The 21,779-nt window shown below is 66.1% G+C and carries 24 protein-coding genes and 1 pseudogene; 19 read left to right on the forward strand and 6 right to left on the reverse strand.

Annotated features, from left to right (window positions below):
- Positions 1-78: 78 nt before the first annotated feature.
- The 3 genes and pseudogenes from FCE95_RS05295 to FCE95_RS05305 all read right to left on the reverse strand — a co-directional run bounded on the left by FCE95_RS05295 (position 79) and on the right by FCE95_RS05305 (position 2,670).
- Positions 79-927: a sulfurtransferase gene (locus FCE95_RS05295; RefSeq protein WP_137265903.1), complete on the reverse strand. Its 849-nt coding sequence runs from the start codon at positions 925-927 to the stop codon at positions 79-81.
- Positions 924-1,759 (reverse strand): annotated as a pseudogene (locus tag FCE95_RS05300) (CoA pyrophosphatase). Before FCE95_RS05300 ends, FCE95_RS05295 begins: the two are co-directional and overlap by 4 nt.
- Before the next feature lie 209 nt (positions 1,760-1,968).
- Complete coding sequence (locus FCE95_RS05305) at positions 1,969-2,670, reverse strand: FKBP-type peptidyl-prolyl cis-trans isomerase N-terminal domain-containing protein (protein ID WP_137265904.1); 702 nt, start codon at positions 2,668-2,670, stop codon at positions 1,969-1,971.
- Positions 2,671-2,857: 187 nt separating this feature from the next.
- Between FCE95_RS05305 and FCE95_RS05310 the strand changes: the two genes are divergently transcribed.
- The 15 genes from FCE95_RS05310 (at position 2,858) to rnt (ending at position 16,217) form a co-directional block, all read left to right on the forward strand.
- On the forward strand, positions 2,858-3,640 hold the full coding sequence (locus FCE95_RS05310; RefSeq protein WP_137265905.1) for an enoyl-CoA hydratase/isomerase family protein: 783 nt from the start codon (positions 2,858-2,860) through the stop codon (positions 3,638-3,640).
- A gap of 37 nt (positions 3,641-3,677) precedes the next feature.
- The gene (locus FCE95_RS05315; protein WP_223266782.1) at positions 3,678-4,061 is read left to right on the forward strand and encodes a hypothetical protein; all 384 of its coding nucleotides are present in this window, start codon (positions 3,678-3,680) and stop codon (positions 4,059-4,061) included.
- On the forward strand, positions 4,058-4,783 hold the full coding sequence (gene nth, locus FCE95_RS05320; protein WP_137265906.1) for an endonuclease III: 726 nt from the start codon (positions 4,058-4,060) through the stop codon (positions 4,781-4,783). Before FCE95_RS05315 ends, nth begins: the two co-directional genes overlap by 4 nt.
- Before the next feature lie 161 nt (positions 4,784-4,944).
- Positions 4,945-6,216 (forward strand): OprO/OprP family phosphate-selective porin, encoded by a 1,272-nt coding sequence (locus tag FCE95_RS05325; RefSeq protein WP_137265907.1) that lies wholly within the window; start codon positions 4,945-4,947, stop codon positions 6,214-6,216.
- A gap of 251 nt (positions 6,217-6,467) precedes the next feature.
- A complete protein-coding gene (pstS, locus tag FCE95_RS05330) occupies positions 6,468-7,484 on the forward strand; it encodes a phosphate ABC transporter substrate-binding protein PstS (RefSeq protein WP_425481282.1) in 1,017 nt (338 codons plus the stop codon).
- 237 nt (positions 7,485-7,721) lie between these two features.
- A complete protein-coding gene (gene pstS, locus FCE95_RS05335; protein WP_137265909.1) occupies positions 7,722-8,816 on the forward strand; it encodes a phosphate ABC transporter substrate-binding protein PstS in 1,095 nt (364 codons plus the stop codon).
- Between the two features lie 154 nt (positions 8,817-8,970).
- Entirely contained in the window at positions 8,971-9,945 is a 975-nt protein-coding gene (gene pstC / locus FCE95_RS05340) for a phosphate ABC transporter permease subunit PstC (protein WP_137265910.1), read from the forward strand.
- A complete protein-coding gene (pstA, locus tag FCE95_RS05345) occupies positions 9,945-10,841 on the forward strand; it encodes a phosphate ABC transporter permease PstA (protein ID WP_137265911.1) in 897 nt (298 codons plus the stop codon). Before pstC ends, pstA begins: the two co-directional genes overlap by 1 nt.
- Positions 10,842-10,887: 46 nt before the next feature.
- Positions 10,888-11,712 (forward strand): phosphate ABC transporter ATP-binding protein PstB, encoded by an 825-nt coding sequence (pstB, locus tag FCE95_RS05350; protein WP_137265912.1) that lies wholly within the window; start codon positions 10,888-10,890, stop codon positions 11,710-11,712.
- Positions 11,713-11,872: 160 nt separating this feature from the next.
- Positions 11,873-12,583, forward strand: a complete 711-nt coding sequence (gene phoU / locus FCE95_RS05355; protein ID WP_137265913.1) for a phosphate signaling complex protein PhoU — start codon at positions 11,873-11,875, stop codon at positions 12,581-12,583.
- Positions 12,584-12,863: 280 nt separating this feature from the next.
- The gene (locus FCE95_RS05360) at positions 12,864-13,403 is read left to right on the forward strand and encodes an RNA polymerase sigma factor (protein WP_137265914.1); all 540 of its coding nucleotides are present in this window, start codon (positions 12,864-12,866) and stop codon (positions 13,401-13,403) included.
- A gap of 83 nt (positions 13,404-13,486) precedes the next feature.
- Positions 13,487-13,885, forward strand: coding sequence for an HvfA family oxazolone/thioamide-modified RiPP metallophore (locus FCE95_RS05365; RefSeq protein ID WP_137265915.1), 399 nt, complete (start codon positions 13,487-13,489; stop codon positions 13,883-13,885).
- Between the two features lie 22 nt (positions 13,886-13,907).
- Positions 13,908-14,753, forward strand: a complete 846-nt coding sequence (locus FCE95_RS05370) for an HvfB family MNIO-type RiPP peptide maturase (RefSeq protein ID WP_137265916.1) — start codon at positions 13,908-13,910, stop codon at positions 14,751-14,753.
- Entirely contained in the window at positions 14,746-15,510 is a 765-nt protein-coding gene (locus tag FCE95_RS05375) for an HvfC family RiPP maturation protein (protein WP_137265917.1), read from the forward strand. Before FCE95_RS05370 ends, FCE95_RS05375 begins: the two co-directional genes overlap by 8 nt.
- Before the next feature lie 26 nt (positions 15,511-15,536).
- Complete coding sequence (gene rnt / locus FCE95_RS05380) at positions 15,537-16,217, forward strand: ribonuclease T (protein WP_137265918.1); 681 nt, start codon at positions 15,537-15,539, stop codon at positions 16,215-16,217.
- Between the two features lie 8 nt (positions 16,218-16,225).
- Here the strand turns inward: rnt and sugE are convergent, their stop codons facing one another.
- Entirely contained in the window at positions 16,226-16,543 is a 318-nt protein-coding gene (gene sugE / locus FCE95_RS05385) for a quaternary ammonium compound efflux SMR transporter SugE (protein ID WP_137265919.1), read from the reverse strand.
- Positions 16,544-16,807: 264 nt separating this feature from the next.
- Here sugE and FCE95_RS05390 point away from each other — a divergent pair, with 264 nt between their 5' ends.
- The 3 genes from FCE95_RS05390 to aqpZ all read left to right on the forward strand — a co-directional run bounded on the left by FCE95_RS05390 (position 16,808) and on the right by aqpZ (position 18,999).
- A complete protein-coding gene (locus FCE95_RS05390) occupies positions 16,808-17,671 on the forward strand; it encodes a pirin family protein (protein WP_137265920.1) in 864 nt (287 codons plus the stop codon).
- A 75-nt stretch (positions 17,672-17,746) separates the two neighbouring features.
- Positions 17,747-18,184 carry a hypothetical protein gene (locus FCE95_RS05395; protein ID WP_137265921.1) on the forward strand — a complete coding sequence of 146 codons (438 nt, stop codon included), beginning with the start codon at positions 17,747-17,749 and terminating at the stop codon, positions 18,182-18,184.
- 98 nt (positions 18,185-18,282) lie between these two features.
- A complete protein-coding gene (aqpZ, locus tag FCE95_RS05400; RefSeq protein ID WP_137265922.1) occupies positions 18,283-18,999 on the forward strand; it encodes an aquaporin Z in 717 nt (238 codons plus the stop codon).
- 106 nt (positions 19,000-19,105) lie between these two features.
- On the opposite strand, the gene FCE95_RS05405 is transcribed toward aqpZ, so the two are convergent.
- Positions 19,106-19,753 (reverse strand): NAD(P)-dependent oxidoreductase, encoded by a 648-nt coding sequence (locus FCE95_RS05405; protein WP_137265923.1) that lies wholly within the window; start codon positions 19,751-19,753, stop codon positions 19,106-19,108.
- A gap of 109 nt (positions 19,754-19,862) precedes the next feature.
- On the opposite strand from FCE95_RS05405, the gene FCE95_RS05410 reads away from it, so the two are divergent.
- Positions 19,863-20,765 (forward strand): LysR family transcriptional regulator, encoded by a 903-nt coding sequence (locus FCE95_RS05410; protein WP_137265924.1) that lies wholly within the window; start codon positions 19,863-19,865, stop codon positions 20,763-20,765.
- Between the two features lie 128 nt (positions 20,766-20,893).
- Here the strand turns inward: FCE95_RS05410 and FCE95_RS05415 are convergent, their stop codons facing one another.
- A complete protein-coding gene (locus FCE95_RS05415; RefSeq protein ID WP_137265925.1) occupies positions 20,894-21,751 on the reverse strand; it encodes a pirin family protein in 858 nt (285 codons plus the stop codon).
- Positions 21,752-21,779 lie beyond the last annotated feature (28 nt).

Raw genomic sequence — 21,779 nt, forward strand, 5'->3', positions numbered from 1 at the left:
TCCAGGAATTCCGTCGAATGTGCGGATGCGTCGGAAGCCCTGGATCCCGGCTTCCGCCGGGATGACGGCTAGGGGCGACTATTCAGGCCCCGTCGCCACCGGCCGCTTCGGATCGCTGATCCATCCGCTCCACGATCCTGTGAACAGCTTCGCGCCGGGCAAGGCCGCATACGCCATCGCCAATAGATGATGGCAGGCGGTGACGCCCGAGCCGCACATCGCGACCATCTCGCGCGGATCGCTATCGCGGAGCAATTCGCGGAACTCCTGCGCCAACCGTTCGCGGGGCTTGAAGCGACCGTCGGCCAGGTTCAAGGCATAAGGCCGATTGCGCGCGCCGAGAACGTGGCCCGCGACGCGATCCAGCGGCTCGGTCTCGCCGCGGAAGCGTTCGGCGGCGCGGGCATCGACGAGCAGACCGCCGGCATCGAGATGCGCTTGCACCCGAACGGCGTCCAGCAACCGGTCCGCGTCGAATTCGGCTTCGTAGTCCGTGCGCACCGGCGTGCGGATGTCCGTCTCCACCGGCAAGCCGAGCGCGTTCCAGCGCGCCCAGCCGCCGTCGAGCACGGCGGCGCGCCGATGGCCCAGCGCTTGCAGCAAGAACCAAAACCGCGCCGCGTAAGCGCCGTCGGCATCGTCGTAGGCTACGACCTGGGTCTGCGGGCCGATGCCCCAGGCGCCCAATTTCGCGGTGAAATCGGCCGCCTCCGGCCAAGGGTGGCGGCCCTGACCTTGCTTCGAGTGATCGGACAGATCGCGATCCAGATGCGCGTACACGGCGCCGGGCACGTGCGCTTGCGCGTACGCGCGTTCGCCCGCCTGCGGGTCCGCGAGCGAGAAGCGGCAATCGACGACGGCCACGTCGTCGCGCCCCAACGCCCGAGCCAAATCTTCCGCCTGCACCAGCGTGTCCCATCCGGTCATGCCGCGTTCTCCAGCCTTTGCCGCAGGTTGAACAGGATCGAAGCCGTCGCGCCCCAGATGCGGTGTTCGGAAGCGTGCTCGTAGTTGCGGTATTCGAGCACATGGCGGGCGCGGCCGCAGTATTCGATGTCGACGCGCAACAGATTGTCAGGCGTCATCAAGTAATCCAGCGGCACTTCGAACACCGCCGCCACTTCGTTCGGATCGGGCGCGGCGACGAAACCAGGATCGACGCAAGCGACGACCGGCAGCACGCGATAGCCGGTGATCGTGGTCAGCGGGTCCAAATAGCCCCAGGGCGAGGCCGACGAAGGCGGCAATCCGATTTCCTCGTGCGCTTCGCGCAACGCGGCGGCGACCGGATCCGCGTCGCCGGCTTCGATGCGCCCACCGGGAAAACTGACCTGGCCCGCATGCTGGCGCAACGCGTCGGTGCGGCGGGTCAGCAGCACCGTCAACGCCTCCGGGCGGGGCACCAGGCCCACCAGCACCGCCGCTTCGACGGTGGCGGCGTCTTGCGGCAGCAGATCGCGCAACTCTGCGGCGTTCCAGCCCTGCCCGGTCGGCGCTTCCGCGAGCGGATGCAGCGCTTTGCGCAAGCGGGCTTCGTCGAGCGGGAATTTCATGCGCCGCTGCGCCCGTTGCGTTCGCGCTCGGGCAATACGGTTTCCATCAGGCGCAATCTTTCGTCGTCGCCCATCGTGCTCCAGCGCGCGATTTCGTCGAGGGTGCGATGGCAGCCGCCGCACAAGCCCCGCGTGTCGATCGTGCACACGCCCGTGCAGGGACTGAGCACGGCGCGGTAGACGGGGGGCGTGGATGCGAACGTCATGGAATGCGGATTATCGCCGATTCGCGATTCGGCTTTTGTAGGAGCGGCTTTAGCCGCGAGCTCTTTCCCCCAATCGCGATATCGCAAGGATTTGAGGGGAAAGCTCGCGGCTAAAGCCGCTCCCACAAAAAGCGGGGTCGCCGAAAGCATTACGCCGGCATATGCCGGCGTAATGGGGAACAACTTCGGATTCCGGCTTTAGCCGAAGATCACTTCACGCTGACGAGCTTGACCTCGAAAGCGACCGCCACGTTCGGCGGGAAACCGCTGCGCGGGTCGGCGCCGAAGGCCTTTTCCGGCGGCAGCACCACTTCCCACTTCGAACCGGCCGGCATCTGCTGCAGCACTTCGCGCATCGCCTGCATGTCGACTTCGCTCAGCTTCACGCTGGGCACCGACTGGGCCTTGCCTTGGTTCGGATCGGTCGGACGCTGGCCGAACGGGAACGGGCCGGCGACTTCCAACGCGACCGTGCTGGCTGTGGTCGGCTTGGCGCCGGTGCCGTTCTCGATCACCTTGTACTGGGTGCCGTTGGGCAGCGCCTTCACGCCGGCCTGGGCCTTGTACTGGGCCAGAAACTGGTCGCTCTTGGTCTTGTTCGCGGCGGCGTCCTTATCGAACGCGGCCTTGGCCGCCTGGGCCTTGGCCTGCTGGCGCTTCTGGAAGGCCTCGACCGCCGGACGCAGCTGATCCACCGCGATCGCCGGCTGCTTCTTGGCCAGACCGTCCTGGACCGCCTTGGTCAGGGTCGCGGCATCGATTTGCTCGCCCGACTCGGCCAAGCTGCGACCGAAGTCGTAACCGAAGTAATAGCTCAATTTGCCTTTTTCGGACGTCGTGTCCTGGGCGCTGGCGGTACCGGCCGTCAGGATCAGGGCCGTGAAAGCGGCAGCTAACAAACGCAACTTCATGCAGCGATACCTCCAGAATTGGGCCTTAAATGGCGCGGGGCGGTAAAACCGCCCCGATTGGAACGCGGTAGGATACCCGGGCGGCAGCTTAACTGCCACTGAGGGGCAGCCCTGTGACCGGCCCGAGCCGGCGAAGTTCCTCAGAGTGCGCCATTTCACGGTTTTTACGCCCTACTGCGAGCCCCCGATGACCGAATCCCCGCTGCTCCTGACCGACCGCGGCGCCGTCCGCACGATCGCGGTCAACCGCCCCGACAAATTGAACGCGCTGGACGCGGCCACCTTGGACGCGCTGCACGCCGCCTTCGACCAGGCGGCGCAGGATCCGAACGTGCGTGTGGTGGTGCTCACGGGCACCGGGCCGAAAGCCTTCGTCGCCGGCGCCGACATCGCGCAGATGTCCGGTTTGAGCGCGGTCGAAGGCCGCGATTTTTCGCTGCGCGGCCAGCGCATGATGCGGCGCGTGGAGAAGATGCCCAAGCCCGTGATCGCGATGGTCAACGGTTTCGCCCTCGGCGGCGGTTTGGAGCTGGCGATGTGCTGCCATCTGCGCATCGCCGCGGACACCGCCAAGGTAGGGCAGCCGGAAATCAATTTGGGCTTGATCCCGGGCTTCGGCGGAACGCAGCGCTTGATCCGCTTGGCCGGACGCGCGGCGGCGTTGGAGTTGTGCTTGACCGGCGCGCCGATCGACGCGGCGCGCGCTTTGCAATTGAGCGTCGTCAACCGCGTCGTGCCGGCTGCGGAGTTGGAAGCCGAAACGATGAAGCTGGCCGAGCAATTGGCCAACGCCGCGCCGCTGGCGCTGCGCGGGATGATCGACTGCGTCAACGTCGGCGCCGAATGCGGCCTGGAAGAAGGCCTGGAATACGAATCGGCGCAGTTCGGCCTGATCTTCTCCAGCGAAGACATGCGCGAAGGCACCCGCGCCTTCCTCGAGAAGCGCAAGCCTGCGTTCAAGGGCGTTTGACGCGCGCGGTCGGTTCGTCGCGATGGAAGAAAGCCCGATGCCACCCATAGCCTGCCCGGCCTGCGCATGCCGCGACGCGCGCGGCGCGTCCGCGCACGCCGTCGTCGCGGCCTTGCGCGAAGACGACCTGGACCGCGCGATGGATCTGGGCTTGCTCGAAACGGAACCTTGCCCGGCTTGCGACGCCTCATGCGCAGCCGCGCTGACGGACGCGCGCGATGCGCGACGGCGCGCGCTCGAAGCGCGCGAACGCTATCGCGCCCGCGGCGCGCGCCTGCAACGCCGCGCCGAAGAGTTGCGAGCCAAACGCGCCGCGACGCCGGCGGTCGACATCGGAACCAAGGCGCCCGCTTTGCCCGCCGCCGCCGCGGCTGCGCTGGCGCGGGCGAAGGCTAAAGCCGCTGGAAGCGAACCGAAATGAAGAAGGCCGCCGCCAAGACCCCGGCCCGCGCCGCGAAAAAGCCGATTTCGCCTCCCGCCAAGCCCGCGCGGCGCAGCAAAACCTTGTCGCCGGCCGAAATCCGCGAGTTGTTCGTGCGGCTGTCGGAATTGAACCCCAAGCCGACCACGGAACTGGTCTACAGCACGCCCTACGAACTGCTGGTGGCGGTGACCCTCTCGGCCCAGGCGACCGATGTCGGCGTCAACAAAGCCACGCGCCGCTTGTTCCCGGTGGCGAACACGCCGCAGGCGATGCTCGCGCTCGGCGAAGAGGGGCTCAAGAAATACATCTCGACCATCGGCCTGTACAACGCCAAGGCCGCGAACGTGATCGCGACGAGCCGCTTGCTGATCGAACGCCATCGCGGCGAGGTGCCGCGCGACCGCGAAGCTTTGGAAGCCTTGCCTGGCGTCGGCCGCAAAACCGCCAACGTGGTGCTCAACACGGCCTTCGGCGAACCGACCATCGCGGTCGACACGCATATCTTCCGCGTCGCCAACCGCACCGGCCTCGCGCCCGGGCGCAACGTGCGCGAGGTCGAGGACCGTTTGCTGAAAGTGGTGCCGGCCGAATTCCGCCTGGACGCGCACCACTGGCTGATCCTGCACGGCCGTTACGTCTGCAAGGCGCGCAAGCCGGCCTGCCCCGAATGCGTAATCCGCGATTTGTGTCGGTTCCCTGACAAGACGCCGGCGCCTTAAACCGTCATATTCCGGTCATTACCCGGACAAAACGGCCTGCGATCCTCCGCCGCGCCGCTCGGAAGACCGCGAAGCCCGGAATTAAGACAGGCTGTCATCGCAACGAAATATTCACGCCCTACCCTGCGCGGCGTCTTTCCTCTCGCCCGAAGGGCCCTACGATGAAACTCACCCCGAGCACCCTTTCCCTCGCGCTGCTTGCGGCGCTGGCCGCACCGGCCGCGCACGCCGAAATCGCCATCGACGTGATCGGCAATTCCGAAGTCAGCTTCGAAGGCCTGGTCCAGGCGGATTTCTACAGCTTCGACACCGATCTGAACGATTACGGCGCCGACTCGGCTCCGCCCTGCTCCACCTCGACCGACTGCGACGGTAAGGATTACCTGCAGGAACTGCGCCGCGCCGAGCTGGTGCTGAAGGGCAAGGGCCCGGGCAATATCGAATGGGTGCTGGGCTACGACGCCAAGGACGACAAGTTCCTCGACGCCAACATCAAGTACAAGTTCGGCAACAACGCGAACCACTTCATCCAGGTCGGCCAGTACAAGCAGCCGGGCGCGACGATGGAAGAGCTGTCGTCGACCAAGAACAACGACTTCGTCTCCAAGTCGTCGATCACCAACAGCCTGGGCACCGCGCGCCGTCTCGGCGTGCAGTACAACTACGGCGACGTCAACTGGGGCCTCACCGCCAGCTACTTCGGCCGCGAACTGACCCGCAACCGCGAACACGGCAGCGGCTACGGCCTGCGCGGCTATTGGGCGCCGGTGAACGATGCCGGCAGCATCTTCCACATCGGCGCTTCCTACACCAGCAAGGACACCGACGCCGACGGCATCCGCCTGCGCGCGCGTCCGATGGCCGACATGGTCAGCTTGCGCTACATCGACACCGGCAGCAGCCTGACCAGCGCCAACAGCCTGAACAACCGCACCGACCGCGTCAGCCTGTTCGGCGCGGAAGCCTTGTGGGTCACCGGCCCGTTCAAGCTGCAGGCCGAGTACATGAACATCGACGTGGACCGCTACGGCAACCTGAAGAACTTCAGCGGCGACGGCTACTACGTTTCCGGCCTGTGGAACATCACCGGCGAAACCTGGGGCTACAAGTCCGGCACGCCGGTCACCAACCTGCCGGAAGAACCCGGCATCGGCCTGTGGCAGCTGGGCCTGCGCTACGACACCATCGATCTGAACGACGGCAACATCGCCCCGCCCCTCACTCCGACCGGCGCGCCGATCGTCAACGGCGTCCTGGGCGGCAAGATGGACTCCTGGACCTTGGGCGTGAACTGGTACTGGCGCTCCAACTTCAAGTTCATGCTGAACTACGTGGCCGTGAAGCAAGAGAAGTACAACAACGCCGTGGGCTTCCGCCGCGACGTGCACGACGATCCGAACATCATCGAAGCGCGCGCGCAGTTCTACTGGTAAGCAAGCATCCACAACCCCCGTCGTGGATAGGGCAGGAAGGCGCGGCGAAAGCCGCGCCTTCTTTTTTGGCGCAGAGAACCCGGGCCCGCGAACCGCACGCCCCGCCCGAGCGGCCGTCCTGAACGCCTCGCCCGCCCCGCTGCGCCCTCGATGACGTTTTTGCCGAGCTTGTCATCGCATTGTCACGGGACCGTTATGAAATGCGCGCGGACGGGCTGGGGCCCGTACTTTTCCTCCAAGGAGTCGCACCCGTGTTCAAGACCCATTACCGCGTCGCGGCCATCGCGCTCGCGACCGCCTTCGCAGGCAACGCCTTCGCCGCCGACGTCACCGGCGCCGGCGCCTCTTTCATCTACCCGGTCATGTCCAAGTGGTCGGCCGACTACAGCAAGGCCACCGGCAAGAAGGTCAACTATCAGTCGATCGGTTCCGGCGGCGGCATCGCCCAGATCAAGGCCGGCACGGTCGATTTCGGCTCCTCCGACGCCCCGATGAAGCCCGACGAACTGGCTAAGTTCGGCCTGGCCCAATTCCCCTCGGTGATCGGCGGCGTGGTGCCGGTGATCAACGTCCCGGGCGTGCCTTCCGGCGCGATGAAGCTGGACGGCGAAACCCTGGGCAACATCTTCCTGGGCAAGATCACCAAGTGGAACGATCCGGCCATCGTCGCCATGAACGGCGGCGTCAACCTGCCCGACAAGAAGATCACCGTCGTGCACCGCTCGGACGGTTCGGGCACCACCTTCAACTTCGTCAACTACTTGTCCAAGGTCAACGCCGAGTGGAAGACCAAGGTCGGCGAAGGCACGTCGGTGAAGTGGCCGACCGGCATCGGCGGCAAGGGCAACGAAGGCGTGGCCGCGTACGTCAAGCAGATCCAGGGCGGCATCGGCTACGTCGAACTGTCCTACGCGCTGCAGAACAAGATGGCCTATTCGCGCATGAAGAACGCCGCCGGCAACTACGTGCTGCCGACCGACGAAACCTTCGGCGCCGCGGCCGCCAGCGCCGACTGGGCCAACGCCAAGGATTTCTACCTGGTGATGACCAACGCGCCGGGCGAGAACTCCTGGCCGATCACCGCCACCAACTTCATCCTGATGTACAAGCAGCCCAAGAACGCCGACGGCGCCAAGAACGCCAAGGAATTCTTCAAGTGGGTCTACGCCAACGGCGACGCGCAGGCCAAGGCGCTCGACTACGTGCCGCTGCCGGACGCTCTGGTCAAGCAGATCGACGCCTACTGGGCGCAGAACATGGGCTACTGATTTTCCTCGATCCCAAGCACACCCCTTTTGCGCGGGCTTCGGCCCGCGCTTTTTTTGCCGGGGCTTTTGTGGGAGCGGCTTTAGCCGCGAGCTCTTCCCGCACCTCGCTGCGATCTGATGCAAAAGCCCGCGGCTAAAGCCGCTCCCACAGTCCATGTCATCCGGATGTAACAAAAACATCATTTCATAGCGGCATCTCGTCGGCAGGCTATGCCGACACGCCGTATGGAGCGCCGCATGAACGCCACCCCCCTTCGCCTGGCCGTCCTGGCCTGTTCAGTGACCCTGCTCCTGGCCGCGTGCAAGGGCGGCGACAACGCGGCGGCTCCCGGCACCGGCAACCAGGCTCCGAACGCCGCCGCGGCCCCGGCCGGCGACAAGAAAGTCGCCGAGATCACCGGCGCCGGCGCGACCTTCATCTATCCGCTGCTGTCGCGCTGGTCCGCGGACTACAACCAGCAGACCGGCAACAAAGTGAATTACCAATCGATCGGCTCCGGCGGCGGCATCGCCCAGATCAAGGCCGGCACGGTAGATTTCGGCTCCAGCGACAAGCCGCTGTCCAGCGAAGAACTCGCCGCCGCGGGCCTGGGCCAGTTCCCGTCCGCGATCGGCGGCGTGGTGCCGGTGGTCAATCTGGAGGGCGTCGAAGCCGGCAAGCTGCGCCTGACCGGCGCGCTGCTGGGCGACATCTTCCTCGGCAAGATCACCGCCTGGAACGATGCGGCGATCGCCGCCGCCAATCCCGGCGCCAAGCTGCCTTCGACCAAGATCAACATCGTCCACCGCTCCGACGGTTCGGGCACCACCTTCAACTTCTCCAACTACCTGTCGAAGGTGAATGCGGAGTGGAAGTCGAAAGTCGGCGAAGGCACTTCGGTGCAGTGGCCGGGCGGCGTCGGCGGCAAGGGCAACGAAGGCGTGGCTTCGTACGTGAAGCAGATCAAGGGCTCGATCGGCTACGTCGAACTGGCCTACGCGCTGCAGAACAAGATGACCTACATCTCGCTGCAGAACGCCTCCGGGAATTGGGTGCAACCCAGCGCCGAATCGTTCCAGGCCGCCGCGGCGACCGCCGACTGGGCGAACGCCAAGGATTTCAACCTGGTCATCACCAACGCTTCCGGCGCGGACGCGTGGCCGATCACCGCCACCAATTTCATCCTGATGTACAAGCAGCCGAAGGACGCGCAGCGCTCGAAGGATGCGATGGCCTTCTTCAAGTGGGCGTTCGAAAACGGACAGCCGCAGGCGCAGGCGCTGGATTACGTGCCTCTGCCGGCGGAGCTGGTGAAGCAAGTCGAAGCGTATTGGGCGGCGGAGTTCAAGTGAGGTTCCGGCCCGCGCGCGAAGCGCGCGGCTTTGCCGGAACATCATCCCGGCGCAAGCCGGGATCCAGAACTACGACGCAGGCCCTGGATCCCGGCTTCGCCGGGATGACGGGAACCGGGGGATCCTGCCTGTGGGCGGGAACGAGTAAAAACTGATGAACGCAACCACGATTCCCGAAGCCATCGTAGCTCCCACCGGCCGCGACGTGCGCGACGCCCGCGCCGACCGCTGGTTCCGCTACGCCTTGGTCGCGACGGTGGTCTTCGTGTTGATCGCGCTGGCCACCGCGGCGCTGTCCATGCTCTGGGGCGGCCGCCAAGTGCTGGCCCACGAAGGCATCAACTTCTTCTTCTCCACCGAGTGGAATCCGGTGGAGAACAAGTACGGCGCGCTCGCGCCGATCTACGGCACCATCGTCACCGCCATCATCGCCATGCTGATCGCCGTGCCGATCAGCTTCGGCATCGCCCTGTTCCTGACCGAAGTCGCGCCGCGCTGGCTGCGCGGGCCGATCGGCACCGCGATCGAATTGCTGGCCGCGATCCCGTCGATCATCTACGGCATGTGGGGCCTGTTCGTGCTGGTGCCGATGATGACCGAATACGTCACGCCCTGGATCAACGACCACCTGGGCACGCTGCCGCTGATCGGCCGCTTGTTCCAAGGCCCGCCGCTGGGCATCGGCGTGCTCACCGCCGGCTTCGTGCTGGCGATCATGGTGATCCCCTTCATCTCCTCGGTGATGCGCGAAGTGTTCCTGACCGTGCCGACGCGGCTGAAGGAATCGGCCTACGCGCTGGGTTCGACCAAGTGGGAAGTGAGCTGGGACATCGTCCTGCCCTACACCCGTTCGGCGGTGGTCGGCGGCATCTTCCTGGGCCTGGGCCGCGCGCTCGGCGAAACCATGGCGGTGGCCTTCGTGATCGGCAACTCGGTGTCGCTGTCGGCGTCGCTGCTCGAGCCGGGCACCACGATCGCGGCGCTGATCGCCAACGACTTCGGCGAAGCGACCGAAACCTACCGCTCGGCGCTGCTGCTGCTCGGCTTCGTCCTGTTCATCGTCACCTTCTGCGTGCTGGCGGTGGCCCGCTTCATGCTGATGCAGTTGGCCAGGAAGGAGGGCACCTGATGAGCGCGATCGCCGCACAAGCCAAGGCCCATGCCGTCGCCGACGGCCTGTACCGCCGCCGCAAAGTCTTCAACGCTTTCGCCCTGCTGCTCTCGTGCGCAGCGGCGCTGTTCGGCCTGTTGTTCCTGGCCTGGATCCTGTGGACCTTGGTCTCCAAGGGCATCCGAGGCGTCAATTGGCCGCTATTCTCGCAAATGACGCCGCCGCCGATGGAAGAAGGCGGATTGCTGAACGCTTTCTTCGGCAGCGCGGTGATGTGCGGCTTGGCGATCCTGATCGGCACCCCGCTCGGCATCGCCGCCGGCACTTGGCTGGCCGAGTACGGCAACGCGCGCAAAGCGGGCACCGTAGTCCGCTTCGTCAACGACATCCTGCTTTCGGCGCCGTCGATCGTGCTGGGCCTGTTCATCTACGCGATGTGGGTGTCGCAAGGCGACCCGCAGATGGGCTTCTCCGCGCTCGCGGGCTCCTTCGCCCTCGCCTTCATCGTGCTGCCGGTGGTGGTGCGCACCACCGACGAGATGCTGCGGCTGGTGCCGGCGCAGATGCGCGAAGCCGCGCTGTCGCTGGGCGTGCCGCAGTGGAAGGTGATCGTGCAGGTGCTGTACCGCAGCGCCTCGGCCGGCATCGTCACCGGCGTGCTGCTGGCGCTGGCGCGCATCAGCGGCGAGACCGCGCCGCTGCTGTTCACCGCTTTCGGCAACCAGTACTGGAACGGCAACGTGCTGCAGCCGATGGCCAGCGTGCCGGTGGTGATGTACCAGTTCGCCGGCAGCCCCTACGAAACCTGGCAGACCCTGGCCTGGGCCGGCGCGCTGGTGCTGACGCTGTTCGTGCTGCTGGTCAGCCTCGGCGCTCGCGCCATCCTGCTGCGCAACCGCGTGGCCAACGATTGACATGCTTACGAATTCCGACCGGAACACATCTTCTAAAGGCAGCGCCATGAACGACGTCCGCACCGCCGAGGCCACGCACCGCATCGCTACGCCGCAACGCGAGGCCAGCGCCGCATCGCCGGTCAAGCTCGCCGCGCGTGGGCTCGATTTCTACTACGACAAGTTCCACGCGCTGAAGGGCATCAACCTGGAGATCCCGGAGAAGCGCGTGACCGCGCTGATCGGTCCTTCCGGCTGCGGCAAATCCACCCTGCTGCGCATCTTCAACCGCATCTACGCGCTGTACCCGAAGATGACCGCCACCGGCGAAGTGTCGCTGGACGGGGAGAACATCCTCTCGCCGAAATACCCGATGAACCGGCTGCGCAGCAAAGTCGGCATGGTGTTCCAGAAGCCGGTGCCGTTCCCGATGACGATCTACGAAAACATCGCCTACGCCATCCGCCATCACGAAAAGCTCTCCAAGTCCGACATGAACGACCGCGTCGAGCACGCGCTGCGCCAAGGCGCGCTGTGGGACGAGGTGAAGGACAAGCTGGGCCAGAGCGCGCTGGGCCTGTCCGGCGGCCAGCAGCAGCGCCTGTGCATCGCCCGCGCCGTGGCGCTGAAGCCTGACGTCCTGTTGCTGGACGAGCCGACCTCGGCGCTGGACCCGATCTCCACCAGCCGCATCGAGCAGCTGGTGGAAGAGCTGAAGCAGAACTATACGATCGCGATCGTGACCCACAACATGCAGCAGGCCGCGCGCGTGTCCGACTTCACCGCCTTCATGTATCTGGGCGACCTGATCGAGCACGATACGACGGAAACGATCTTCTCCAACCCCTCGAAGCAGCAGACCGAGGACTACATCACCGGTCGTTTCGGGTGAGGGCCGCCGCTTTCGCGCGCCACAGGGCGCGTGAGGCGGACCGAACGCTCGTCCATGGATGGACGGGCCGGGGCATCCGAAGCCGAACCCGCAGCGCCATGGAAGGCAACGAAAAAAGCGACGGGAATCCGGAATATCTCCAAGTATCGGGATCAAACCTATGAACACGGCCCAGCCCCACGACCACATCGTCAAGAGCTACGACGAAGAGCAGCAGCGGCTGCACAACGAAATCCTGCGCATGGGCGAGATGTCGGTCGCGCAGCTGGAGGCCGCGCTGGACGTGGTCGAGCGCCGCGACGACAAAGCCGCCGAGCGGATCATCGCCAACGACGAGGCGATCGACAGCCTCGAGCAGGAGATCAGCCACGACGTGATGCGCCTGGCGCTGCGCGGACCGATGGCCAGCGACCTGCGCGTGATCCTCGCCGCGCTGCGCATCGCCGCCGACATCGAACGCGTAGGCGACTACGCGGCCAACGTCGCCAAGCGTTCGATGGCGCTGAACATGGCGCCGCCGATTCCGCACACCAACGGCCTGCGCGCGCTCGGCGGCCTCGCCGTGCAGCAGTTGCGCGACGTGCTGGCCGCCTACCGCGACTTGGACGTGGACGCCGCCCAGCGCGTGCGCGCCCGCGACGCCGAGCTCGACACCCAGTACACCAGCCTGTTCCGCGAACTGCTGACCTACATGATGGAAGACGCGCGCGCGATCACCCCGTGCACGCACCTGCTGTTCATGGCCAAGAACCTGGAGCGGATCGGCGACCACGCCACCAACATCGCCGAGAACATCTGGTTCCGCGTGCACGGCGAGAATCGCGCGCTGCCGCCGCGCGAGAAGCGCGACGACACCAACACCGCGACCTGATCCGCTGCAGATACCAAGCCCTTTCGCAATGGAACGGGCTTAGAAGCGGCTTCGGCCGCGAGCTCTTTCCCGCACATCGCCGCGATTTGAAGGAAGAACTCGCGGCTGAAGCCGCTCCTACAAAGTCTGGACTAAGGCCAGACCTGCGAGATAGCTAAACGCCAGCTGAAGACAGCCCGAAAAAGGGCCAATCCGCGCGCACCCGCGCGGTGCCATCCATGACTCTGGTAAGGGGTCCGGCCACCGACGATCCGGATATTCTCCGCATCGAGGTCAACCCATGGCGGCCAACCCGAGTCCCGAGGAATTCCAAGCGGCGCAGCGCGGCGATCGCGCCGCGTTGGAAAGCCTGTTGGCGCATTCGCGCCAAGACCTGCGCCGCTACGCCGAATACCACTGCTCGATCAACGACGTCGAAGACGCGGTGCAGGAAAGCCTGTTCCTGGTAGCGCGCAAGATCGGCCACCTGCGCGCGATCGAGGCCTATGCCTCGTGGCTGTTCCGGATCGTCAAACGCGAGTGCAACCGGCTCAAACGCGGCCTGCGGCGCATGGTGCTGCAGCCTAGCCTGGAAGAGATCGACGGCCCGCACTATCCGCCTCCGGACGGCCTGCTCCGCGATCTGGCGCGCACTTTGCAGGCCATGCCCGCGCACTACCGCGAGATCGTGCTGCTGCGCGATTACGAAGGCTTGAGCATGGCCGAGATCGCCGCCCGCCTGGGCCTGCATTTGGAAGCCGCCAAGGCGCGTCTGCACCGCGCCCGCGGCTTGGCCCGGCAATTGTTGTCGGTTCCGGAGGCGCCGCTCATGCCGGCTTAACCCCTTCCTGGCTAGCGTGCCCGCCACCGGCCAGCCCATCGAATACATCTACGCGGCCTAGCCGCATTTAGGGAGGCAATACCATGTCCAACAAGAAACCCGTCGCCATCGCTCTCGGCACCGCGCTCGCCGGCGGCCTGGTCCTATCCGGTTCGGCGTTCGCGATGCAGCCGCTGGCGCAAGGCTATCTGCTCAGCGCACAGGACGCCGGCAAGGCGGCGATGAAAGAAGACAAGGCGAAAGAAGGCAAGTGCGGCATGGACGTGATGGACACCGACAAGGACGGCAAGGTGTCGCGCGCCGAATTCAACGCCAAGCACGCCGACAAGGCCGAGCAAGCCAAGTTCGACAAAGCCGACGCCAACAAGGACGGCTTCATCGACGCGACCGAAAGCAAGGCGCACAAGGAAGGCAGCTGCGGCGGCGACAAGAAGGCCGGCGAAGGCAAGTGCGGCGAGGGCAAGTGCGGCGGCAGCGTCTGACGCATTCGCTTCTCCGCTCATCATGAAGTTGGCCGAAGCCAGCGCAGGCCTCGGACTGCGGCGCGCCCTGATGGGCGCGTTGCGGTCTGCGGACGCCGACGCGGTCGATTTCCTGGAATGCGCGCCGGAAAACTGGATCGGCGTCGGCGGCCGCCTCGGCGACGCGTTCGCCGAGCTCGCTTCGCGCCGCCCGCTCACCTGCCACGGCCTGTCGCTCTCGCTCGGCGGCACCGAACCGCTGGACGAGACTTTCCTGCAACGCTTGCGCCGCTTCCTCGACCGCAATGCCGTCGCTCTGTACAGCGAACACCTCAGCTATAGCGCCGACGACGGCCATCTGTACGATCTGTTGCCGATTCCGTTCACCGAAGAAGCGGTGGGCCACGTCGCGGCGCGCATCCGTCGCGTGCAGGATGCGCTAGGCCGCCGGATCGCGGTCGAGAACGTCTCCTACTACGCCGCGCCTTTCCAGGCGATGGCCGAAGCCGATTTCGTCGGCGCGGTGCTGCAGGAAGCGGACTGCGACTTGCTGCTGGACGTGAACAACATCTACGTCAACAGCATCAACCACGGCTACGACGCTTTCGAATTCCTGGCGCGGATGCCGGGCGCGCGGATCGCCAGCTATCACATCGCCGGCCATTACGACGAAGCCGACGACCTGAAAGTCGATACCCACGGCGCGCCGGTCAAGAACGATGTCTGGGCGCTGCTCGCCGAGGCCTACCGCGTGCACGGGGTGCGCCCGACCCTGCTGGAACGCGATTTCAATTTCCCGCCGCTGGAAACTTTGCTCGCCGAAGTCGCGCGGATCCGCGAATCGCAACGCACGGCGCAACCGGCCCTGGATGCGGCGAGCCATGGCTGAGGCGCCGATCGCGTTACGCGAGCAGCAATTCGCGCTCGCGCGCCATGTGCGCGACCCGGCAGCGAACCTTCCGCCGCCGGACATCGAAGACCGGCGTTTGGCGGTCTATCGCGAATTGTTCTACAACAACGTCGACAGCCTGCTGGCCGGCAATTTCCCGGTCATCCGAAAAACGCTTTCGGATGCCGATTGGCATGCGCGGGTACGCGCGTTCTTCGCCGAACACCGCTGCCGCACGCCCTTGTTCACCGAGATCGGCCGCGAGTTCATCCGTTTCCTCGACGCGCGCCAGGAAGCCGGCGCCGACGATCCGCCCTGGCTGGCGGAGTTGGCGCACTACGAATGGGTCGAACTGGCGCTGCAGATCTCCGACGAACCGGCGCCCGCGCACGACCCCGGCGGCGATCTGCTGCAAGGCCGTCCGCTGGTTTCGCCGCAGGCGTGGGCGCTGGCCTATCGCTGGCCGGTGCAGCGCATCGGCCCGGAATACCGGCCCAACGAAGCGCCGGATGCGCCCACCTTGCTGCTGGTGCGGCGCGATGCCGGCGGCGACGTGCGCTTCGCCGAAATTTCGCCGCTGGTCTATCGCCTCTTGGAATTGCTGGGCGGCGAAACGCCGCGCACCGGACGGGAATCCCTGGGCTTGCTCGCGAAAGAAGCCGGCGCGTCCGACATCGATGCTTTCATCGTAGAAGGCGCCACGATGCTCCGGCGGATGCGCGAGGAAGGCTCTTTGCTCGGTACGCAGAGCTCCTGATCGGCCGCGTCTGCTAGGCTTGACGCATGACCCAAGCCGAATCCGCCGTTCTTCCCTCCCCGCCCGTTTTCCGCAAGATGATCGAACGCTTCCGCGGCTTCCTGCCGGTGGTGGTGGACGTGGAGACCGGCGGTTTCGACTGGAACAAGCACGCCTTGCTGGAAATCGCGGCGGTGCCGATCGATCTGGACGAGCAAGGCCGCTACGTCTGCGGACCCGGCATCAGCGCCCACGTGATGCCCGCGCCCGGCACCGAAATCGACCCGAAGTCGCTGGAAGTGACCGGCATCGACATCGACCATCCTTTCCGCGACGCCAAATCCGAGCGCGAAGCTTTGGACGCGGTGTTCGCGCCCGTGCGCGAGGCCCTGCGCAAGCACAACTGCCAGCGCGCGATCCTGGTCGGCCACAACGCGCATTTCGATCTGAACTTCCTCAACGCCGCCGTGGCGCGCTGCGGCCACAAGCGCAATCCGTTCCATCCTTTCAGCGTGTTCGACACGGTCACGCTGGCCGGCGTCGCGTACGGCCAAACCGTACTGGCCCGCGCCGTGCACGCCGCGGGCCTGGAATGGAATTCGGAATACGCGCACTCGGCGGTGTACGACGCCGAACGCACGGCGCAGCTGTTCTGCAGGATCGCGAACGCGTGGCCGCAACGGTACGCGACCGCAGCCGCGGAAACCGTTTCAGCCGCCGATTATTGATGCGGCATTCAATGCGAAGCGAGCTTCAGGCCGATGATGCCGGCGACGATCAAGCCTAGGCTGATCAAGCGCCCAGGATTGGAAGGCTCGCCCAACAGCACCATGCCGAGGATCGCGGTGCCGACCGCGCCGACGCCGACCCAAACCGCGTAGGCCGTGCCGACCGGCAAGGATTTCATCGCCACGCCAAGCAGAACGATGCTGCTCACCATCGCCGCGACGGTGCCCAACGTGGGCCACAAACGGGTGAAGCCTTCGGTGTATTTCAAGCCGATCGCCCAGCCGATTTCCAGCAAACCGGCGAGCACGAGGATGGTCCAGGACATGGTCCTTTCTCCTTAACCTGACGGGGTCGTCCCCTGTTCGGGAAGGCGCATCGGGGTCGTCCCCGAGTCCTGTGCGGCGCCAATGTCTCACATCCGGCGCCGCACCGGCTTACCCGCATGTAACCCGGTAAGCCCGAAACGATCTTGCGGGCGGCGATGGCGCATCCCAAGCCGGAATGCGCGGACGCAGCGTTCCGCAAGCCGAATGGCGGCGCGCCGCGGGCGATGTCATCCTTCCGCGATGCGAATCCGAAGGAGCCGACCATGACCACGATCATCGCCCCGCGCGTCCACGATCTGGGCGGTTTTCAAGTCCGCCGCGCGGTGCCGACCTTGCAAGCGCGCTCGGTCGGCCCGTTCGTGTTCGTCGACCACATGGGGCCGGCCGTGTTCGAACCCGGCCGCGGCATCGACGTGCGTCCGCATCCGCACATCGGCCTGGCCACCGTCACCTTTTTGTGGGCCGGCAGCATCACTCATCGCGACACGCTCGGTTCGCTGCAGGACATCAATCCCGGCGACGTCAATTGGATGACCGCCGGACGCGGCATCGCCCATTCGGAACGCACGCCGCAGGCCGCGCGCGAACGCGGCGCGGAAGCGCACGGCATGCAGACATGGGTCGCCCTGCCCAAGCCCGACGAAGAGGCCGCACCGGAATTCCACCATCATCCGGGCGCCACCTTGCCGCAGTTCGAGCGCGGCGGCGCGCTGCATCGGATCATCGCCGGACGCGGCTTCGGCCTGGAATCGCCGGTGCGCGTGTTCGCCGACACCTTCAACGTCGCGCTCGATCTGCAAGCCGACGCTGAGACCGATATCGACGACGGCCACGTCGAACGCGCCTTGTACGTGCTCGACGGCGAAGCGCAGCTCGACGGCGCCGACATCCCGAAGCAGCACCTGGTGCTGCTGGATCGCGGCACGCGGCCGCGTTTGCGCGCCAAGACGCCGCTCAAGGCCATGCTGCTGGGCGGCGAGCCGCTGGACGCGCACCGGCACGTGTGGTGGAACTTCGTGTCGTCCTCGCGCGAGCGGATCGAGCAAGCCAAGCAGGACTGGCTGGACGGCCGTTTCGGCAAGATTCCGGGCGACGACGCCGAGTTCATTCCTCTCCCGGAGCGCTGAGACGCGATTTGCGGTCGCGGCCCGGCTGTTCTATGGTCGGGCCAGCGGTGGGGACCGCGAACCGGGGGAAAAGCCATGAAACAGCTGATCGCACTGCCGATCCTGCTCGGCCTGGCGGGCTTCGCGCATGCCCAGGACAAAGGCGGTTGCCCGCAACTGCCCACTGCCGAGTTTGCCTGGCAACAACGCGCCTACGGCAACACCCTGCTCTGCCGCGCCCTGCGCGCGGACGGCAGCGAGGCCTTCGGCCTCTCGATCACGCCCGAAGCGCCCTACGATCTGAAACGCGCGAACCGCCGCAATACCGGCTCGGTCGGCGGCCAAAGCGTCTACTGGTACGAAGGCCAATTGGCCACCAAGCCCGGCGCGCTGGTGCGCGAAACCATGTTCGAACTGAGCAACGGCAGCAATGCGCACGTCTGGATCCAATCCGATTCGGAAGCCCAGCTGACCCAGGACATGGGCGTCATCCAGGGCCTGCGCTTCGACAACGCCCAACTCAGCAGCAAGTGACCTGCGGCCGGCGACGGCCGCATGATCACATCGGCTTAACCGCTTTGCTCTAGCGTGGCCCACGGCCGGGGGAGCCGGCCGACCATCGGAGGGAAACTATGCTGAAACGACTCGGCGCCGAATTTCTCGGCACGTTCTGGTTGGTGTTGGGCGGTTGCGGCAGCGCGGTGTTGGCGGCGAAGTTCGGCGGCGACGGCAATCCGCTCGGCATCGGGCTGCTCGGCGTCTCTCTCGCGTTCGGCTTGACGGTGCTCACCGGCGCTTATGCATTCGGGCACATTTCGGGCGGGCATTTCAATCCGGCGGTGAGCTTCGGACTTTGGGCCGGCGGCCGCTTTCCGCTGAAGGACCTGGTGCCTTACGTCGTCGCCCAAGTGCTGGGCGCGATCTTGGCCGGCTGGATCCTGTTCCAGATCGCCAGCGGCAGCCCCGGATTCGCGATCGACCCGAACGCCGCCGGCGCTTTCGCCAGCAACGGCTACGGCGCGCTGTCGCCGGGCGGGTATACCGTCGCGGCCGCGTTCCTGTGCGAAGTGGTGCTGACCGCGATGTTCCTGGTGGTGATCATGGGCGCGACCCATCCGCGCGCGCCGGCCGGCTTCGCGCCGATCGCGATCGGCCTGGCGCTGACCCTGATCCATCTGATCAGCATTCCGGTCACCAACACCTCGGTGAATCCGGCGCGTTCGACCGGCGTGGCCTTGTTCGCCGGCAGCGGCGCGCTCGGCCAGTTGTGGCTGTTCTGGCTGGCGCCGATCGCCGGCGGCTTGCTCGGCGGCGTGGTCTACAAATGGCTCGGCAGCGAAAAGGGCTGAGCCTTCGGTAACAATGTGGGAGCGGCTTCAGCCGCGAGCTCTTTCCCTCAGATCGCAGTAATCTGGTTGAAGAGCTCGCGGCTGAAGCCGCTCCCACAAGAGCCCGTCAATTCGCCGATGCCGCCGTGAACCGCCGCCGCGAATGCTGCGGACGTTCGATCTCGTCGAGCACCGCCACGGCCAAATCCCCGACCGAAATCTTCGCCGGATGGTCGCCGTCCATCAGCAATTCGTCCGCGCCTAAGCGGTATTTGCCGGTGCGTTCGCCCGGTTCCAGGAAAGCGGACGGCGATACGACCGTCCAATCCAGCGCCGGTTCGGTCTGCAGATCGCGCAGCGCCTGGCGCGCGCCGAGCGCGCCTTCTTTCCATTCGGCCGGAAACTGCGGCGTGTCGACCAACTGCACGCCCGGCGCCACGAACAAGCTGCCGGCGCCGCCGATGACGACCAGGCGCGGCACGCCCGCCCGCTTCACGCCCTCGACGATCGCGCGCGAACCGCGCACGTGCTGCGCTTGCGCTTCCGGCCCGGCGTAGCCGCCGTTGAAAGCGCTGAGCACGACGTCGTGGCCCGCGACCGCGTCGGCGACTTCGCCCGCCTCGTACGCGTCCGCGGCTTTTGCCGTCAGCGCTGCGTGCTGCGGCAGCTTGTCAGGATGACGGACGATGGCGGTGACCTGGTGGCCGCGCCGCAGCGCTTCCTCCAGCAATTGCGCGCCGACGAAACCGCTGGCGCCGATCAATGCGATTTTCATGGAGTTCTCCTGATCCGTTCGATGGATGACGCCAGCATGCGCTCCGCGATTGGATTCATAAACCGCCCAATGCTAGATTTACTGTCCAGTTTTTATGGACAATGGATCGATGGCCGGCATCGTCCCGAGCAAAGTGGATCGCCTCGCCTACGTGGCCGCGGTCGCCGAAGCCGGCGGTTTCACCGCCGCCGCCGAGCGCTTGGGGGTGACCAAATCGCTGGTCAGCCAACAAGTGCGGAAACTGGAAGAAGAACTCGGCGGCGCCTTGTTCACCCGCACCACGCGGCAAGTGCGGCTCACCGCGGCAGGACGGCGCCTGCTCGACGAATGCGCGCCGCTGCTGCGCGACTTGGGTTCGGCGCTGGAACGCTTCGGCGGCGAACGCGAGCGGTTGGACGGATTGTTGCGCCTGACCGCACCGCCGGATTTCGCCACGCGTACGCTGGCACCGCTGGTGGCCGAGTTCGCGCAGCGACATCCCGGCATCCGCTTCGATCTGGACAGCAGCGAAGAACAATTGGATCTGGTCGCCGAGGGCATGGATCTGGCGATCCGCTTCGGCCGCTTGCGCGATTCGCGATTGCGCGCGGCGCGTCTGGGCGGTTTCGAGCAATGGGTGATCGCTGCGCCGGACTACGTCGCGCGTTACGGTGCGCCAAAGGATCCGGCAGCGCTGGCGGAGCATCGCTGGGTCGCAATCAGCCTGCTGTCCTCGCCGCTGACCTGGATTTTCCGCCGCGGCGGCCAGCAGCAAACGGTGCGCGTGCGCGAAACGATGCGCTGCAATTCGGCGCAGGCCCTTCAAGCCTTGGTGCGCAGCGGCGCCGGCGTCACCATCCTGTTGGACACGGTGATCGCCGAAGACGTGGCCCAAGGCCGATTGCTGCGCTTGCTGCCGGAATGGAAATTGCCCGACGGCGCGATCCACGCGGTTTTTCCGCCGGGACGCGACGTGCCTTTGCGGGTGAGACGCTTCGTCGAGTTCTTGCGCGAGCGGATGCCGCGCGCTTGATCCGTTTGTAGAGCCGAGCTTGCTCGACTGCTTTCGCTCTTGCTGCGTAGAGTCGGGCCTGCCCGACTGCTCTTGCCACGTCTTCGCGCGCGGAAAAAGCAGTCGAGCAGGCTCGACTCTACAAGAGCTTAGAAGCGGCCTTCTTGGAAATCGACGAAGGCCTGCATCAATTCCTGGCGGGTGTTCATCACGAACGGGCCGTGACGCGCCACCGGCTCGCGCAGCGGCCGGCCGGCGACGAGAATCAGCCGCGCGCCTTCGCTGCCGGCTTCGACCCTGAGCGCATCGCCGCCGCCGAGGATGCCGAGTTCGTGCGTGGCGAGCGGACGCGCTTCTTCGCCCTGCCCCAGCGTCGCGGCGCCTTCGAACACGTAGGCGAAAGCGTTGTGGCCCGAGGGCAATCCATACTCCCACGCCGCGTTCGGCGCCAAACCGATGTCGAGGTACACCGGCGATGTCGCCGGCTGTTCGATCGGCCCGCGCACGTCGCCGACTTCGCCGGCGATGACCTTGACCGCGACGCCGGCAGCCGGCGTCGCGACGGGAATGCGCTCAGGCGCGAATTCCTGATAGCGCGGCTCGGTCATCTTGTCCTTGGCGGGCAAGTTCACCCACAACTGGAAGCCGCGCATGCGGCCTTCCTGTTGCTCGGGCATTTCCGAGTGCACCAGGCCGCGGCCGGCGGTCATCCACTGCACGCTGCCCGGCACCAGCAGGCCTTCGTTGCCGTGGTTGTCGCGGTGGCGCATGCGGCCGTCGAGCATGTAGGTGACGGTTTCGAAGCCGCGATGCGGATGCTCCGGGAAGCCGGCGATGTAGTCCTCGGCGCGGTCGGTGCCGAATTCGTCGAGCAGCAGGAACGGATCCAGATCGGGCAGCACGTGCCCGCCGATCACGCGGGTCAGTTTCACGCCGGCGCCGTCGGAAGCGGCCTGGCCGCGTACGACGCGGGCGATGCGGGCGGGGTGTTGGGTGGCGGCGGTCATGGCGGCTCCTGTTGCGGAATGCCGGATA

Source organism: Luteimonas gilva (assembly GCF_005239095.1).
In the GTDB taxonomy this organism is placed as follows: domain Bacteria; phylum Pseudomonadota; class Gammaproteobacteria; order Xanthomonadales; family Xanthomonadaceae; genus Luteimonas_C; species Luteimonas_C gilva.